This window comes from Microbacterium sp. CFBP 8794, assembly GCF_014841235.1.
In the GTDB taxonomy this organism is placed as follows: domain Bacteria; phylum Actinomycetota; class Actinomycetes; order Actinomycetales; family Microbacteriaceae; genus Microbacterium.
Map to the genome: position 1 here is coordinate 360,977 of NZ_JACYTT010000002.1, position 16,128 is coordinate 377,104.

Consider the following 16,128-nt stretch of genomic DNA (forward strand, 5'->3'; position numbering starts at 1 on the left):
GGTCGACGACGGATTCTTCGGCGGAGTCAGACACCCACGCTCTTTTCGTTCAGGCCACCCGCGAGGACGTGGGCGTGCACATGGAAGACGGTTTGGCCGGCGCCCTCGCCGGTGTTGAAGATCAGCCGGAAGTCGCCGTCGGCATGCTCGGCGGCGACGCTGTTCGCGAGCCCCACGACCTCGGTGAGCAGGTCGGGGTCGCCCGCCGCCAGCTCGACGACGTTGCGGTACTGCTGCGTCTTGGGGATGACGAGCAGGTGCACCGGCGCTTGCGGGGCGATGTCGCGGATCGCGAAGGCGTTCTCGGTCTCGGCGACGATCTCGGCGGGGATCTCGCCCTGCAGGATGCGCGTGAAGATCGACGGTTCGCTCATGGCATCCAGTCTAGTGACGGGCTCCGACACGCAGGTCGGGGGGGTGCGGGCTCGACGGGCGAGGTGGTGCGTCGAGCCGCGCGACTTGTGGACGGGGCGTGAACCGTGCACCGGGGCGGTTGTTGTGCGCCCCGGTGCACATTCCGCGCCCCGGACGGGCGGGGCGGGACGTTTCGCGCCCCGGACGGGAGGATCGGAACGCGGCGGGAGGTCACCAGCGCCCGTGCGCCGCCGAGAGCACCGAGATCGCCGCCGCCCCCGCGGTCGAGGTGCGCAGCACCGTGTCGCCCAGGCGCACGAGCCGCGCACCGGCGCCTTCGAGCGCGGAGAGCTCCTCGGGGGCGATCCCGCCCTCGGGCCCGACCACCAGCACCACGTCGCGACCGTCCGAGGCTTCGACGGCGACCGCGGTGAGGCGATCGGATGCCGAGGGCTCGAGCACCAGCACCAGGTCGGTGCCGGCGCGGCGCACGAGGTCGGCCGTGCGGGCGACGCCCTCGACGTCGGGGATCCACGCGCGGTGCGCCTGCTTCGCGGCCTCGCGCACGATGGTGCGCCAGCGGGCCAGACCCTTGTCGGCCTTGGCATCCCAGCGCGAGACGCTCCGCGCCGCCTGCCAGGGAACGATCGCGTCGACGCCGAGTTCGGTCGCCGCCTGCACCGCGAGCTCGTCACGGTCGCCCTTGGCGAGCGCCTGCACGAGCACGAAGCGCGGCGACGGGGCCGGATGCTGCTCACGGCCCGTCACCCGCACGTCGACCTGCTTGGGCGTCGCGGCCGTAACGAAACCTTCCAGCCATGCCCCGCGCCCGTCGCCCAGGGTGACCGCCTCGTCGACGCGCACGCGGCGGACGGCCGCGGCGTGGTGCGCCTCTGCTCCGGTGAGCGTGACGGCATCCCCTGGCTGAGCGGATGCCGCCTCGTCGGTGACGAAGTGCAGCGCCACGGTCAGTGCCGGAAGCGGTCGCGGAACTTCGAGAACATGCCCTGCTGGTGCTCGGCCAGGCGCGGCTGGGGGGCCTTCGTGCGCTTGGCGAACTCCTCGATGAGGGCGCGTTCCTTGTGGTCGAGGCGCGTGGGCGTCACGACGTGCACGCCGACCTTCAGGTCGCCGCGCTGGCTTCCGCGCAGCGGCGTGATGCCGCGGCCCTTGATGGTGAGCACGTCGCCCGACTGCACGCCCGGGCGCACCTCGAGCTCGACGGCTCCATCGAGGGCGTCGATCGTCGTGGTGGTGCCGAGGATGGCATCCGGCATCGACACCTCAAGGGTGGCGAGCAGGTCGTCGCCCTCGCGGCTGAAAGCCTCGTGCGCGTCGACGGTGATCTCGAGGTACAGGTCGCCGTTGGGGCCGCCGGCGGGGCCGACCTCACCCGAACCGGGAAGCTGCAGGCGCAGGCCCGACTCGACGCCGGCGGGGATGTCGACCGACACGGTACGGCGGGCGCGTACGCGCCCTTGCCCCTGGCAGGTGCCGCAGGGGTAGGGGATGGTCGTGCCGTGTCCGTGGCACACGTTGCAGGGCTGGCTGGTGACGACGTTGCCGAGCAGGCTGCGCACCGTGCGCTGCACGTGACCGGAGCCGTGGCAGATGTCGCAGGTGACTTCGCTCGTGCCGGGCTGCGTGCAGGCTCCCTGGCAGGTCTCGCACAGGACGGCGGTGTCGACGTCGAGGTCGCGGTGCGTGCCGAAGACGACGTCGCCGAGATCGAGCGTGACGCGCACGAGGGCGTCCTGCCCGCGCTCGCGACGCGAACGCGGACGCGGTCCACGCCCGCCTCCGCCGCCCTGGGCACCGCCGAAGAACGTCTCGAAGATGTCGCTGAAGCCGCCGAAGCCGGCCGCTCCCCCGCCCCCGCCGAAGGGGTTCTGGTCGCCGCCCATGTCGTAGCGGCGACGCTGCTCGGGGTCGCTGAGCACGTCGTACGCGTGCGTGACCAGCTTGAAGCGTTCGGACGCGTCGTCACCGGGGTTCACGTCGGGGTGCAACTGACGAGCGAGACGGCGGTACGCCTTCTTGATCTCGTCGGCGCTGGCGTCTCGTTCGACGCCGAGGACCTCGTAGTGGTCAGCCACAATCGCCTTCCTGTCCGCGGGTGCGGGGTCGTTCTCGGTGGGGTGCTCGTCAGCGCGCGCTGTCGTCGTCTTCGAGCATCCGGGTCAGATAGTGCGCGACGGCGCGAACCGCCGCGAGGTTGGAGGAGTAGTCCATGCGGGTGGGGCCGAGCAGGCCCACGCGGGCACCGCCCGTCGAGCCGTCGTACCGGCTGGCGAGCACCGAGGCCTCGATGAGTCCGAAGGGTTCGTTCTCGCGGCCGATGCTGGCCGACAAGCCCTTCTCGTCGGCGACCATCTCGGTCATGAGCCGCAGCAGGGTCACCTGCTCCTCGATGGCTTCGAGGAGCGGGTAGATGCTGCCGCGGAAGTCGGACTCGCGCTTGGCGAGGGTCGCCGCCCCAGCCATGACGAGGCGATCCTGACGGAACTCCTCGAGCTCCTCGCCGACGACGCGGAACACGGCGTCGGCGACGGCGTCGAGGGCGATGCCGGGGCGGGGTCCGTCGGCGACGACCGCGGAGACCTGCTGAGCGCAGTCGGCGACGGAGCGCCCGACCAGCACCGCGCCCACACGCGCGCGCAGCTGCACGATGTCGGCCTCGGCCGGCTCGGCCGGGACGAGCGCGATCCGCTGCGAGACGCGGCCGGTGTCGGTGACGAGGATGACGAGCACGCGGGGACCGCCGAGAGCCACGAGCTCCACGTGCGAGAGGTTGGCGCGCGCGAACGACGGGTACTGCACGATCGCGACCTGGCCGGTCAGCTGCGTCAGGGCACGCACCGTACGGGCGAGCAGGTCGTCGAGATCGCCCGCCTCGTCGAGGAACGAGGTGATCGCGCTGCGCTGCGCTCCCGAGAGCGGGCGCAGTTCGGCGAGGTGATCGACGAACACGCGGTAGCCCTTGTCGGTGGGCACGCGGCCCGACGAGGTGTGGGGGGCGACGATGAGGTCTTCGTCTTCGAGCAGCGCCATGTCGTTGCGGATGGTCGCCGCCGACACACCGAACGCGTGCCGGTCGACGATCGCTTTGCTGCCGACGGGTTCACGCGTGTCGACGTAGTCCTGCACGATCGCGCGGAGCACTTGGAGGCCGCGTTCCGACACCATGCGCTGCTCCTCCCCGTCTGGCACTCGACTTGACTGAGTGCCAATTCTACGCCGATCGACGGCCTGCCCCGTCGGGGGCTCGCGGATGCCAGATCCTCCGCGCGTGCGTGCGGTCCCGCCGCGGGATGCGACGGCGCGGATCAGACCGTGAGGGCTCGCACCACGGCGTCCGCCAGCAGGCGTCCGCGGCGGGTCAGGACGATGCGGCCCCGGATGGCATCCGCCCCCTCGATGAGCCCGTCGGCGATGAGCGACGCCACGGCCTTGCGGCCCTCGCCGTGCAGCTCGCCGACGGCGAGACCCTCACGGATGCGGCTACGCAGCAGCACCGACTCGAGTCGTCGGGCGGTCTCGTCGGGGCGCTCGCGCGCGGCGGCCGGCGACTCGTTCGCCGCGAGGCGCTGGGCATAGGCGGCCGGGTGCTTGACGTTCCACCAGCGCAGCCCCGCGACGTGGCTGTGGGCGCCCGGTCCGAACCCCCACCAGTCCGTGCCGCGCCAATAGGCGAGGTTGTGCCGCGAACGGTGGGCGACGCCGCGCGACCAGTTCGACACCTCGTACCAGTCGTACCCGGCGTCGGCGAGCATCTCGTCGGCCAGCTCGTACATGTCGGCCTGCAGGTCGTCGGACGGCTCCGCGACCGCGCCCGAGCGGATCTGGCGGGCGAGCTTCGTGCCGTCTTCGACGATGAGCGCGTAGGCCGAGATGTGATCGGGAGCGAGCGAGACGGCGGCCTCGAGAGACGCCCGCCAGTCGTCGAGCGACTCCCCCGGTGCGCCGTAGATGAGGTCGAGCGACACGTCGAGCCCGGCGCGGCGGGCCGCGGCGACGGCGGTCGAGACGTTCGCGGGGTCGTGGGTGCGGTCGAGGGCGGCGAGCACGTGCGGGCGGGCCGACTGCATGCCGATCGACACGCGCGTGACGCCCGCCGCGGCCAGTGTCTCGACCACGGCGTCGTCGACGGTGTCGGGATTGGCCTCGACGGTGACCTCGGCCCCCTCGGCGATGCCGAACTCCGCGCGCACGGCGTCGAGCATGCGGGCCAGATCGCCGGGAGGCAGAAGCGTCGGCGTACCCCCGCCGAAGAAGACCGTGGATGCCGTGCGGCGGCCACCCGTGGCATCCATCACCCCGCCCGCCAGGCGCACCTCGGCGGCGAGCGTGTCGGCGAAGTCGTCTTGCCGCGCGCCGCGCAGTTCGCTGGCCGTGTAGGTGTTGAAGTCGCAGTAGCCGCAGCGCACGCGGCAGAACGGCACGTGCAGGTAGACCCCGAAGTCGACCGACGGGTCGATGGTCAGGTCGTCGGGCAGACGACCGTCGGTGGGCGCGGGGTCTCCGAGGGGAAGCGGTCCGCCCATCAGGACGTGTACAGCGGCGAGATCGCGCGCAGGTACCGCGTGAACAGCGCCTTGCGGCGACGACGCACGCGGCTGGTGAGGAGCTTGTAGGACGGCGCGGTGGGGCGGTCGAACGCGCGCACGACGAACCAGACCTCGTCGTTGTCGCGCCACTCGAGCGAGAACAACTCTTCGCCGCTCACGATGGAGTGTCCGACCGTGCCGAGGATGAATCCGACGCGGCGCGGCTCCTCGAACACCGAGATGACCCGCAGCTCGGCGTCGGCGCGGTGGCCATCGACCTTGCCGTGCAGGCGCACGCCCGTTCCGGGGCTGACGAACGGGGTGCCGTCGGCGGCGAAGCGCTGCTCGGCCTCGAGGCGGCTGGGGGCGACGGGAGCGCCCTCGGCGTCGAAGCCGACGCCCGCGTAGCCGGCGCCCGACGCGGGACGCACGTCGGTGATGCTCAGCTCTTCGCTGCGCAGCGGCGCCCACGCGAGCAGCAACTCGCCCGCGGCGACGAAGCGCTCTTCGCCGCTGCCGATACGCCACGCATCTTCGGCGGGCACGGAACGCTCGGGCGGATACTGCATGAGGTCGGGGGCCTGAGTGGCGCCCACCGCCGCGTAGTCGACCGTGTCGTCGGTGAAGTTCTGCCGGCGCATGATCTTCCTCTCGAATCGGTCGTTACTTCTTGGCCTCGACGTCGCCCGAGAGGGCGGCGATGAAGGCTTCCTGCGGCACCTCGACGCGGCCCACCATCTTCATGCGCTTCTTGCCCTCTTTCTGCTTCTCGAGCAGCTTGCGCTTTCGGGTGATGTCACCGCCGTAGCACTTCGCGAGGACGTCCTTGCGGATGGCGCGGATCGTCTCGCGCGCGATGATGCGGGCGCCGATCGCGGCCTGGATGGGCACCTCGAACTGCTGGCGCGGGATGAGTTTGCGCAGGCGCTCGGCCATGAGCGTGCCGTAGGCGTAGGCCTTCTCGCGGTGCACGATCGAGCTGAACGCGTCGACCTTGTCGCCCTGCAGCAGGATGTCGACCTTCACGAGGTCGGCGGTCTGCTGACCGGCGGGTTCGTAGTCGAGGCTCGCGTAGCCCTGCGTGCGCGACTTGAGGTGGTCGAAGAAGTCGAACACGATCTCGCCGAGGGGCATGTGGTACCGCAGCTCGACGCGGTCCTCGCTGAGGTAGTCCATGCCCAGGAGCGTTCCGCGGCGCGACTGGCAGAGCTCCATCACGGTGCCGACGTAGTCCTTGGGCAGCAGGATGCCGACCTTGACGATCGGCTCCGAGACCGAGGCGACGCGACCGTCGGGGTACTCGCTGGGGTTGGTGACCGAGACGGTGTCGCCCGTGTCGGTGGTGACCTCATAGGTCACCGACGGGGCGGTGGTGATGAGGTCGAGACCGAACTCCCGCGAAAGGCGCTCGGTGATGATCTCGAGGTGCAGCAGGCCGAGGAACCCGGCGCGGAAGCCGAAGCCCAGCGCGACCGAGGTCTCGGGCTCGTACTGCAGCGACGCATCGGACAGCTTGAGTTTGTCGAGGGCTTCGCGCAGCTCGGCGTAGTCGCTGCCGTCGATGGGGTAGATACCCGAGAAGACCATGGGCTTCGGATCGGTGTACCCGGGCAGCGCCTGGGTGGCGGGCTTGCGGTGCGTCGTGATCGTGTCGCCGACCTTCGACTGGCGCACGTCTTTCACACCGGTGATGAGGTAGCCGACCTCGCCGACGCCGAGACCGCGCGTGGGCACGGGCTCGGGGCTCGACACACCGATCTCGAGCAGCTCGTGCGTCGCGGTGGTCGACATCATCTGGATGCGCTCGCGCGGCTGCAGCGAGCCGTCGATCATGCGCACGTAGGTGACCACGCCGCGGTAGGCGTCGTAGACGGAGTCGAAGATCATGGCGCGCGCCGGGGCGTCGGGCTTGCCGACCGGGGCGGGAATCTTGTCGACGATGAGGTCGAGCAGCTCCTCGACGCCCATGCCGGTCTTGCCGCTGACGCGCAGCACGTCTTCGGGCTTGCCGCCGATGAGGCCGGCGAGCTCGGCCGCGTACTTCTCGGGGTCGGCGGCCGGCAGGTCGATCTTGTTCAGCACGGGGATGATCGTCAGATCGTTCTCGAGTGCGAGATAGAGGTTGGCCAGCGTCTGCGCCTCGATGCCCTGCGCCGCATCCACGAGCAGGATCGCTCCCTCGCACGCGGCAAGCGAGCGGCTGACCTCGTACGTGAAGTCGACGTGGCCGGGCGTGTCGATCATGTTGAGGGCGAACGTGCCGTCGGCGGTGGCCCACGGCATCCGCACCGCCTGCGACTTGATCGTGATGCCGCGCTCACGCTCGATGTCCATGCGGTCGAGGTACTGCGCCCGCATATCGCGGTCGCTGACGACGCCGGTGATCTGCAGCATGCGGTCGGCCAACGTCGACTTGCCGTGGTCGATGTGAGCGATGATGCAGAAGTTGCGGATCTGCTCCGGCGGAGTGGCAGACGGCTCGAGGGGCTTCAGGGCGCGCGGTGACATGTTCCGTCGATTCTACGGTGGCGCGCCGACATCGCCGTCCGCGTATGCCCGGGGTCCGGCATCCGGGGGTCCCCCACGGGTCGAGATCACCCGTTCCACGCGCGGGAACGTGCGGCGCGTGGGGGACGCGACGCACAGCCGGTCGGCAGCGAACGGCTTCTACCCTGGATGCCATGACGGTCCAGGTCGTGTTCGTGCACGGTATCCGCACCTCGGCGACGATGTGGCGCGCGCAGCTCGCCCACCTCGAGGAGCGCGGCAACCCGGCCGTCGCCGTCGACCTGCCCGGACACGGCACCCGCCGCGGCGAGGAGTTCACTCTCGACGAGGCGTTCGCCACGATCGACCGGGCGGTGCAGGATGCCGCGACCCGCGGCCCCGTGCTGCTCGTGGGCCATTCGATGGGTGGGTTGCTGTGCATCGAGTACGTGGGGCGCGAGGACCCGCCGCCGGTCGCGGCGTTCATCGCCGCATCGTGCACCTCGATCCCGCGGGGTGTGGGCCTCGCGGCCTACCGCTTTCTCGCGCGGCGCTTCGACAGCCTGCCCGACCGCGGGCTCGGGCTCACCAACCGCGTGCTCGACCGCACGCTCCCGCCCGAGACGCGGCCCGACTTCGGTGCGGGCGGATACGCCTTCGAGGCGCAGGACACCGCCCTGGCGAGCCTGTCGGTGCTCGACCTTCTGGCGTCGCTGTGCCGCATCGAGGTTCCGCTGTGGTTCATCAACGGGCAGTGGGACCAACTGCGCGCCAACGAGAAGCTGTTCGTGTCGGTGGCGCGTGAGGCCGAGCTCATCGTCGTCCCCCGCACCACGCACCTGGTGACGGCGATGCGGCCCCGCGTGTTCAACGCGCTGGTCGACGTGGCGCTCACCACCGTCGAGGCGTCGACCTGATAGAGTTGGTCCTTGGCTTGCGTGTGGGGTTTTTCCCGACCTCCACGATGCCGGTGCAGCGTCCCTCTACCGCTCGCCCGGCTCTTCCATATTCACTTCAAACGAAAGACCGTCGACGTGGCGAATATCAAGTCGCAGATCAAGCGCAACAAGACCAACGACAAGGCGCACGAGCGCAACAAGGCCGTCAAGAGCGAGCTGAAGACGCACGTGCGTCGCACCAAGCAGGCTGTGCTGGCCGGTGACAAGGAAGGCGCTCTCAAGGCGCTCGCCACCGCGACCAAGAAGCTCGACAAGGCCGTGAGCAAGGGTGTCATCCACCAGAACCAGGCCGCGAACCGCAAGTCGGCCATCGCGAAGTCGGTCGCCGCTCTCTGAGTCGCACCTTTTCGACAGCCCGTCCCGCATCATGCGGGGCGGGCTTCGTCGTTTCCGGGGTAGGGCGCGAAAGCGTAGGGGGCGTCGGGGTGGGTGCTGTGGACTGCGCGGGGGCCGATGAGGCGTGGCGAGCGGAGGGATGGGGGCGAGCGGAGGACGCGCGGCCTCGATCCGGTCCTCCGTTGAGCCCGGGCCCTCCCCTGGTCACGGATCTGCGCCGCGCAGCAGGTGTGAGCTCGCGCGTGCCTCGTCGCGTGGATGCCAGGAGGTGCGGGCGTCCCCGTCCGCTGGAGCTCGTGGGCCGACGAACCGTGGCGAGCGGAGGGGCAGGGGCGAGCGGAGGACGCGCGGCCTCGATCCGGTCCTCCGCTCAGCCCACGCCCTCCCCTGCTCACGGATCTGCCCTGCGAGCCCAAGGCCGGCGAGACGACCGTGCGCGGTCAGCCGCCGTACGGTGCGCGGGTGGCGATGATCGTGATCATTCGCTCGAGCGCGAAGACCGCGTCGCGCGACGCGCCCTTCACCTCGGCGTCGGCGCGGGCGGTGGCGTGGATCGCCATGCCGAGGGTGTTGCCGGTCCACCCGACCAGCTCGCGCCGCGCACGGTCGACCTGCCAATCCTTCATGCCGAGGCGTTGAGCGGCCGCCGACGAGGACTCACGGGTTCCGGCGACCCGGGCCATGGTGCGGAGCTTCATGGCGACCGCGGCGACGAGGGGCACGGGGTCGGCTCCGGATGCCAGCGCGTGCCGCAGCGCCAACATGGCGGGGCCGTAGTGCCCGGCGATGGCGGTGTCGGCGACCGTGAACGCCGAGGTTTCGACCCGCCCGCCGTAGTACCGCTCGACGATGCGCTCGTCGATATCGCCGGGGACGTCGGCGATGAGCTGCTGGCACGCGGCGGCGAGCTCGGTGAGGTCGTCGGCGAACGCCGAGACCAGGGAGCGGAGGGCGACGGGGGCGATGCGCTTGTGCGCGGCCTTGAACTCGCCCACGGCGAAGTCGAAGCGGTCGGAGTCGCGCTTCACCGCCGCACACGGGATCTCGATGCCGGCGCCCTGCCCGGCACGGATGGCGTCGAGGAGCTTCTTGCCGCGCACGCTCGCCCCGGTGTGGCGCAGGATGACGGTGGCGCCCTCTTGCGTCTGCGAGAGGTACGACACGGCTTCGCTGAGAAACGTGTCGCTGCACTTCTCGACGCCGCTCACGCGGACCAGGCGGGGCTCGCCGAACAGCGAGGGAGACGTGACGCCGAGCAAGGTGCCCGCGGCGTAATCGTCGGCGCGGATGTCGGTGACCTCGAGGCTCGGGTCTTCGCTCTTGAGAAGTGCCCGGATGCCGGCGGTCGCGCGCTCGGCGCACACCTCTTCGGGACCGGAGATCAGCACGACGGGCGCGGGCTGCGGGGTGCGCCAGGACACCTGGGGAATGGCCGACTTGGTCTTCGCGGGGGCGGAGCGTCGGGGTGCCGGGGTCACTCCCCCAGCCTACCGACCGGGTCCGACATCGGAGCCGCGGTGCGGAGGCGCGGAAGCCCCACGACGGCGCGGCAACGGGCGTCGCCCCGCGGTGGCTCGCCGCGGCGTTCCTTTCCCGGTGCGGCGAGACACCGACGCGACCTGAACCGGCGCACGCACGGCTACCGGGGCGCAGACGATGTCGGGCTCGGAACGCCGTCGACAGCGGGACCGTTCTCGCGCCAGAGCGACAGGCGGCCCTGCTCGTCGATCCACACGGCGAGGGCTCCGTCTCGGTCCGTGCGACCCACGCTCGTGCCTTCGCTCTCGAGGATCGACAGGAGGGATGCCGTGGGATGGCCGTAGCGGTTGTCGGCACCGACGCCGATCAGTCCGATCTCCGCGTGGAGTCGCCGGTAGAGGTCGGCGTCCTGGTCGGCGCTGCCGTGGTGCGCGACTTTGACGACCTGCACCGGCGTCACGTCGGCGCGTCGGAGCAGGGATTCCTGCGCGTCCTCGCCCAGATCGCCGAGCATCTCCGTGCGGGGGAAGCCGGGGCCGGCGACGTCGAGGGCGACGCTGGCGTCATTGCCCGGCTCCGCTCGCGGCGGTGGGTGCAGAGCCTGCCAGCGCGTGGCGCCCAGCGTGCCGGTCATCCCGGCCGTCGCCTGCGTGAGCGAGGCACCCGCGGCGGCGAAGCGCTCGAGCAGCCGCTGGTCGGCGCCCCCGTCGGTCGGGCCGTGGAGGACGAGGTCGGTGCGCCCGAGCACCGCCGGCGAGCCACCGACGTGGTCGAGGTCGAAATGGGTCAGCACGACGAGGTCGAGGCGCTCCACCCCGAACTTCTCGAGGCAGCCGGTGAGCGCCGCCGGGTCGGGCCCGGTGTCGACGAGCGCGATGGCCGCTCCGGATCGCCAGAGCGTGGCATCGCCCTGCCCCACGTCGCACATGACCACCTGCCACGCCGCGGGGACGGTGAGCGGCCCCGCGAACGTGCGGACGGCCGATTGACCGAGCATCAGGCCGAGACTGACGGCGGAAGCCACGGCGGCGAGGGCTGCGGTGCGGGGCAGACGGCGGGGGCGGACGACCGCGACGAACACGGCGGCGCCGACAAGCCCGAGCAGCCCGGCGCCGAGCAGGCCGTCGGGCCACGGAATGTTCTGCGCCGAGATGCCCGCGGTCGTGTGCGCGACAGCGGCGATCCACGAGGCGGGGATCCACGCCAGGGCGGTGAGTCCGTCTTGCAGCCAGGGGAACGGGGCAATGGCGGCGAGAGCGCCCGCGATGGTGGCGGGGGCGGCCGCCGGATCGGCGAGGAGGTTCGCGACGATGCCCAGGAGCGGCACGTGCGGATCGATCAGCACGATCAGCGGGCCGCAGACGAGCTGCGCCGAGGCCGGCACGGCGATCGCGAGCGCCAGAGCCCGCGGCATCCAGCGCTCGAGACCGGCGGCGAGGGGCCGCGCGAGGACGAGCAGGGCGGCGGTGGCCGCGGCCGAGAGCGCGAAGCCGATGGACCGCGAGAGCCAGGGGTCGAGGATCAGCAGCACGGTCGTCGCCAGCGACAGCACGGCGATCCCGACCGCCGGTCTGCCCAGGGCCAGGGCAAGGAGTGCCACCGATGCCATCGCCGCGGCACGCACGACGCTGGGTTCGGGGGTGACCAGCGCGACGAAGCCGGCGAGCACGAGCAGCGCCCCGACGATACGTGCTCCCCGTGGTGCGCGGCAGAGGGCGAGCAGGGCGAAGGCCGCCCCGACCACGATGACGCAGTTGGCCCCCGACACGGCCGTGAGGTGCGAGAGCGACGAGACCGTCATCGCGGTCTCGGTCGCCGCGTCGAGGCTAGAGGTGTCGCCCACCGCGAGGCCCGGCACGAGGCCGGCACCAGGCTGCGGGAGTCCCTCGGTCGACGCGACGAGGCGGCTGCGGAGCCCCTCCAACCATCCCCAGACCCCGCTCGGCGGTGCCGCTCTCGCGACCTCCTCGGCCCGGACGACGAGCACCGCCCGCTCCCCCGGCTCGGCGGGCAGAGCCCGACCGACGACCTCTACCTCGCTGCCCATCGCGGCCTCGGCGAGGACCCGGCGCCCCTCGGCATCCACTCCGATGCGGGCCGGGATGTCTCCCGAGAGCTGCACGCTCCCGGCGCGGACCTCCGTGGCGACGGCGTCGAACCACGCCCCGCCGTCCGGGGCGCCGTCTATGCGTCCGGTCACCGTGAGCTCGAGCACGAGCTGCCGGCCGCCCTCCACCTGCAAAGCGTCGACCTGCTCGCGTACGGCGTCCACGAAAGCCACGCTCGACACGGATGCCGCGGCGCAGGCGACGGCGATGGTGGCGACGGCGAGGACCGCGTGCCGTCTGCCCAGAAAGGCGAGGGCGGTGAGACCCGCCCCCGCGGCGAGGACGAGAGCCAGGACGCGGGCGTCGGGGAGCCCGGTGGCGAGCCCCGCGAAGCCCCAGGTGGAGACGGCCACCGAGATCGGCCGGAGTGCCCGTCTCCGCAGCGCACGCCGCTCGCTCACACCCGCACCAGGTCGCGCAGGGCCTCGATCATCTTGTCGCCGAACCCCGGTATCGACGACAGGTCGTCGACGCTGGTGAAGCGGCCGTTCTCGTCGCGCCACGCGATGATGCGGTCGGCCAGAGCGGGGCCGATCCGCGGGAGCGTGTCGAGCTGCTCGCGCGTCGCCGTGTTCAGATCGACGACGCCGTCCGAGGCTCCCGAGGCCGGAGCGGCTCCCCCGGCGCCGACGTCGGCTCCTGCCACCGGGACGACGATCTGCTCGCCGTCCGCGACGGGCCGCGCGAGATTCACCCCGTCTCGTGCGGCGTCTTCGGCGAAGCCGCCCGCGCGCGCGACCGCATCGGCGACACGGTCGCCGACCTCGAGCCGGTAGAGCCCGGCCTCGCGCACCGCGCCCGCCACGTGCACGTAGACACCGACCTGCGGGACGGCGGCCGAGGGGGGTGACGCCGACACGGCGGGCTCGACGACCTCGGTCCCGGTCGCACCCCGCAGCATGCCGATCCCGATCGTGACGGCGAACGCCAGCAGCACCAGCACGACGACCGCCCCGATCCCCAGCCGCGTCCGCGCCGGAAGATGCTCGCCCGGGAGGGGCGGGTGGGCCTCGGCGGGGACGACGACGTTCTCGGTCACACCGCGACAGTAGGCAGCGCCCCCGCCCGCCCGTGCCCCTCCGACGGCGATCGGTGAACGCTCGCGCGAGAAGCCCTCCTGGGGAGGAGCGGCATCTCGCCCGCCCTGACGAACGCGAACGGCGGCCCGAGGTCGCCGCCGGCGGATCAACGGTCGGGTCGGAACGACGGATGCCACGCCCCCGCGCTCCGTGGAGCGCCGGGGACGTGGCATCCGGAACCAGAACCTACTTCGTCGAGAAGCTGACCACCTTCGGCGGACGCACGACCGCGCGCACGATCTCGCGCTCACCGAGCGCGCGGAGCACGCGCTCGTCGCCGCGGGCGAGGGCTTCGAGCTCGTCGCCGCCGATCTTGGCCGACACCTCGAGCGTGGCGCGCACCTTGCCGTCGATCTGCACGACGGCGGTGACGGTGTCTTCGACCAGCAGCGTCGGGTCGGCCTGGCGCCAGGTCGCGAGCCCCACGAAGCCGGTGTAGCCGAGCGTCTGCCACATCTCTTCGGCGGTGTGCGGGGCGAACAGGTCGAGGGTCATCGCGATGACCTCGGCCGCCTCGCGCACGGCGGGGTCGCTCGCGCCGGCCTTTCCGTCGATCGCCTTGCGGGTGGCGTTGACCAGCTCCATCAGGCGGGCGACGACGACGTTGAACTTCGTCTGCTCGACGAGGTTCGGCGCCTCGGCCAGCAGGCGGTGCGTGACGCGGCGGAGCGAGGGGTCGCCTTCGGCCCACACCACGTCGGTGTCGCTGTCGACGTCGTGCGCGATGCGCAGGGCGCGGGCGAGGAACTTCGCCGCTCCGGTGGTCGAGACGTCGTTCCAGTCCTTGTCGTCTTCGACCGGGCCGGCGAAGGCCAGCGCCACGCGCAGGGCGTCGGCACCGTGCGCGTCGAGCTCTTCCTGGAACAAGACCAGGTTGCCCTTGCTCTTCGACATCTTGGTGCCGTCGAGAATGACCATGCCCTGGTTGATGAGGCTCGAGAACGGCTCGGTGAACTCCACCAGGCCCATGTCGAACAGCGCCTTGGTGATGAACCGCGCGTACAGCAGGTGCAGGATGGCGTGCTCGACGCCGCCGATGTAGAAGTCGACGGGGCCCCACTTGTTGGCCTCGCGAGCCGAGAACGCCTCGGTGTCGCTGTTCGGCGACAGGAAGCGCAGGTAGTACCACGAGCTGTCGACGAAGGTGTCCATCGTGTCGGGGTCGCGCAGCAGCGTCTGGCCGGTCTCGGGGTCGGTGACCTCGACCCATTCGGTCGCGGCCCCCAGCGGCGAGGTGCCCTTGGGCTTGAGGTCGAGGCCCTCCACCGACGGCAGGGTGACCGGCAGCTGGTCGGCGGGGACCGGCGTGATCGAGCCGTCTTCGCCGTGCAGCATGGGGATGGGCGTGCCCCAGTAGCGCTGGCGCGAGATGAGCCAGTCGCGCAGGCGGTACGTCTTGGCGGCACGGCCGACGCCCTTCGCCTCGAGCTCCTCGATCATGCGGGCGATGGCGTGGCGCTTGGACAGGCCGTTCAGCGAACCCGAGTTGACCATGCGGCCATCTCCGGTGAGGGCGATGCCGGTCTTCACCGGGTCGGTCTCGTCGAGGTCGCCCAGCGGGTCGATCGGCACGCCGTCATCGTCGAGCTCGATGACGGGGATCGCCCCGGTGACGGGTGCGAGGGTGTCGACGACGACCCGCACGGGCAGGTCGAAGGCGCGCGCGAAGTCGAGGTCGCGCTGGTCGTGCGCGGGCACGGCCATGACGGCACCGTGACCGTAGTCGGCGAGCACGTAGTCGGCGGACCAGATCGGCAGCTTCTCGCCGTTGACGGGGTTGATCGCGTGATGCCCGAGGAACACGCCGGTCTTCGGCCGGTCGGTGGCCTGGCGCTCGATGTCGGTCGCACGCTGCACCTGGGCGAGGTACGCCTCGAAGCTCTCGCGCACGCCCTGATCCGCGGATGCCGCGAGCTCGGCCGCGAGGTCGGACTCGGGCGCCACGACGAAGAACGTCGCACCGTGCAGCGTGTCGGGGCGGGTCGAGAAGACGGTGATCTTCTCGGCGCGGCCCTCGATCTCGAACTCGATGTCGGCGCCGATCGAGCGTCCGATCCAGTTGCGCTGCATCTGGATGACCTTGCTCGGCCAGAAGCCCTCGAGCTGGTTCAGGTCGTCGAGCAGGCGGTCGGCGTAGTCGGTGATGCGCAGGAACCACTGCGTCAGCTTCTTCTTGACCACGACGGCACCGCTGCGCTCGCTGGTGCCGTCGGGCAGCACCTGCTCGTTGGCGAGCACGGTCTGATCCACCGGGTCCCAGTTGACGAGGGCGTCCTTGCGGTAGGCGAGGCCCTTGTCGTAGAGCTTCTGGAACAGCCACTGGTTCCACCGGTAGTACTCGGGGTCGCTGGTGTGCAGCACCCGGCTCCAGTCGAACGAGACGCCGTAGTCCTTCAGGCTCTCCTTCTGCTGCGCGATGTTCGCGTAGGTCCACTCGACCGGGTCGGCACCGCGCTTGATGGCGGCGTTCTCGGCCGGCAGGCCGAACGAGTCCCACCCGATCGGGTTGAGCACGTTGTAGCCGCGGTGACGCCAGAAGCGCGCGACGATGTCGGAGTAGAGGTAGTTCTCGGCGTGACCCATGTGCAGGTCGCCCGAGGGGTACGGGAACATCGCCAGCACGTACTTGCGGGGGCGCGTGTCATCGTCGCCGCCGGCGCGGAAGGGATCTTTGTCGGCCCACGCTCGCTGCCACTTCGCCTGGATGGCGTGGATGTCGAAGCCACCCTCGCGGGGGTCGGGTGCGGAATTCTGAGACACGGGTGAAGCCAATCGTGAA

General features: G+C 71.2%; 13 protein-coding genes. 2 read left to right on the forward strand and 11 right to left on the reverse strand.

The genetic code is table 11. The annotated features are described in order from the left end of the window. Window positions 1–26: 26 nt before the first annotated feature. From IFU19_RS05525 to lepA, 7 genes are all read right to left on the reverse strand, one after another. Window positions 27–374 (reverse strand): HIT domain-containing protein, encoded by a 348-nt coding sequence (locus tag IFU19_RS05525; protein WP_070407930.1) that lies wholly within the window; start codon window positions 372–374, stop codon window positions 27–29. A 211-nt stretch (window positions 375–585) separates the two neighbouring features. After that, window positions 586–1,320 (reverse strand): 16S rRNA (uracil(1498)-N(3))-methyltransferase, encoded by a 735-nt coding sequence (locus IFU19_RS05530; RefSeq protein WP_191915030.1) that lies wholly within the window; start codon window positions 1,318–1,320, stop codon window positions 586–588. A 2-nt stretch (window positions 1,321–1,322) separates the two neighbouring features. After that, entirely contained in the window at window positions 1,323–2,450 is a 1,128-nt protein-coding gene (dnaJ, locus tag IFU19_RS05535) for a molecular chaperone DnaJ (RefSeq protein WP_055939967.1), read from the reverse strand. 49 nt (window positions 2,451–2,499) lie between these two features. Then, window positions 2,500–3,540: a heat-inducible transcriptional repressor HrcA gene (hrcA, locus tag IFU19_RS05540; RefSeq protein WP_192013149.1), complete on the reverse strand. Its 1,041-nt coding sequence runs from the start codon at window positions 3,538–3,540 to the stop codon at window positions 2,500–2,502. 140 nt (window positions 3,541–3,680) lie between these two features. Then, a complete protein-coding gene (gene hemW, locus IFU19_RS05545; protein WP_192013150.1) occupies window positions 3,681–4,898 on the reverse strand; it encodes a radical SAM family heme chaperone HemW in 1,218 nt (405 codons plus the stop codon). After that, window positions 4,898–5,542: a DUF1990 family protein gene (locus IFU19_RS05550; RefSeq protein ID WP_055939964.1), complete on the reverse strand. Its 645-nt coding sequence runs from the start codon at window positions 5,540–5,542 to the stop codon at window positions 4,898–4,900. The genes hemW and IFU19_RS05550 overlap by 1 nt, the downstream gene beginning before the upstream one ends. Window positions 5,543–5,564: 22 nt before the next feature. After that, on the reverse strand, window positions 5,565–7,409 hold the full coding sequence (gene lepA / locus IFU19_RS05555) for a translation elongation factor 4 (protein WP_055837006.1): 1,845 nt from the start codon (window positions 7,407–7,409) through the stop codon (window positions 5,565–5,567). A gap of 173 nt (window positions 7,410–7,582) precedes the next feature. Between lepA and IFU19_RS05560 the strand changes: the two genes are divergently transcribed. Then, a complete protein-coding gene (locus tag IFU19_RS05560; protein WP_191915027.1) occupies window positions 7,583–8,305 on the forward strand; it encodes an alpha/beta fold hydrolase in 723 nt (240 codons plus the stop codon). 117 nt (window positions 8,306–8,422) lie between these two features. Beyond that, window positions 8,423–8,683: a 30S ribosomal protein S20 gene (gene rpsT, locus IFU19_RS05565; RefSeq protein ID WP_055836993.1), complete on the forward strand. Its 261-nt coding sequence runs from the start codon at window positions 8,423–8,425 to the stop codon at window positions 8,681–8,683. Between the two features lie 440 nt (window positions 8,684–9,123). Here the strand turns inward: rpsT and holA are convergent, their stop codons facing one another. The 4 genes from holA to leuS all read right to left on the reverse strand — a co-directional run bounded on the left by holA (window position 9,124) and on the right by leuS (window position 16,109). Continuing rightward, window positions 9,124–10,161 carry a DNA polymerase III subunit delta gene (gene holA, locus IFU19_RS05570; protein WP_192013151.1) on the reverse strand — a complete coding sequence of 346 codons (1,038 nt, stop codon included), beginning with the start codon at window positions 10,159–10,161 and terminating at the stop codon, window positions 9,124–9,126. 161 nt (window positions 10,162–10,322) lie between these two features. Next, window positions 10,323–12,623 carry a ComEC/Rec2 family competence protein gene (locus IFU19_RS05575; RefSeq protein WP_342343377.1) on the reverse strand — a complete coding sequence of 767 codons (2,301 nt, stop codon included), beginning with the start codon at window positions 12,621–12,623 and terminating at the stop codon, window positions 10,323–10,325. Window positions 12,624–12,667: 44 nt separating this feature from the next. Then, window positions 12,668–13,309: a helix-hairpin-helix domain-containing protein gene (locus IFU19_RS16575; protein WP_342030233.1), complete on the reverse strand. Its 642-nt coding sequence runs from the start codon at window positions 13,307–13,309 to the stop codon at window positions 12,668–12,670. Window positions 13,310–13,535: 226 nt separating this feature from the next. Continuing rightward, a complete protein-coding gene (gene leuS, locus IFU19_RS05585; protein WP_192013153.1) occupies window positions 13,536–16,109 on the reverse strand; it encodes a leucine--tRNA ligase in 2,574 nt (857 codons plus the stop codon). Window positions 16,110–16,128 lie beyond the last annotated feature (19 nt).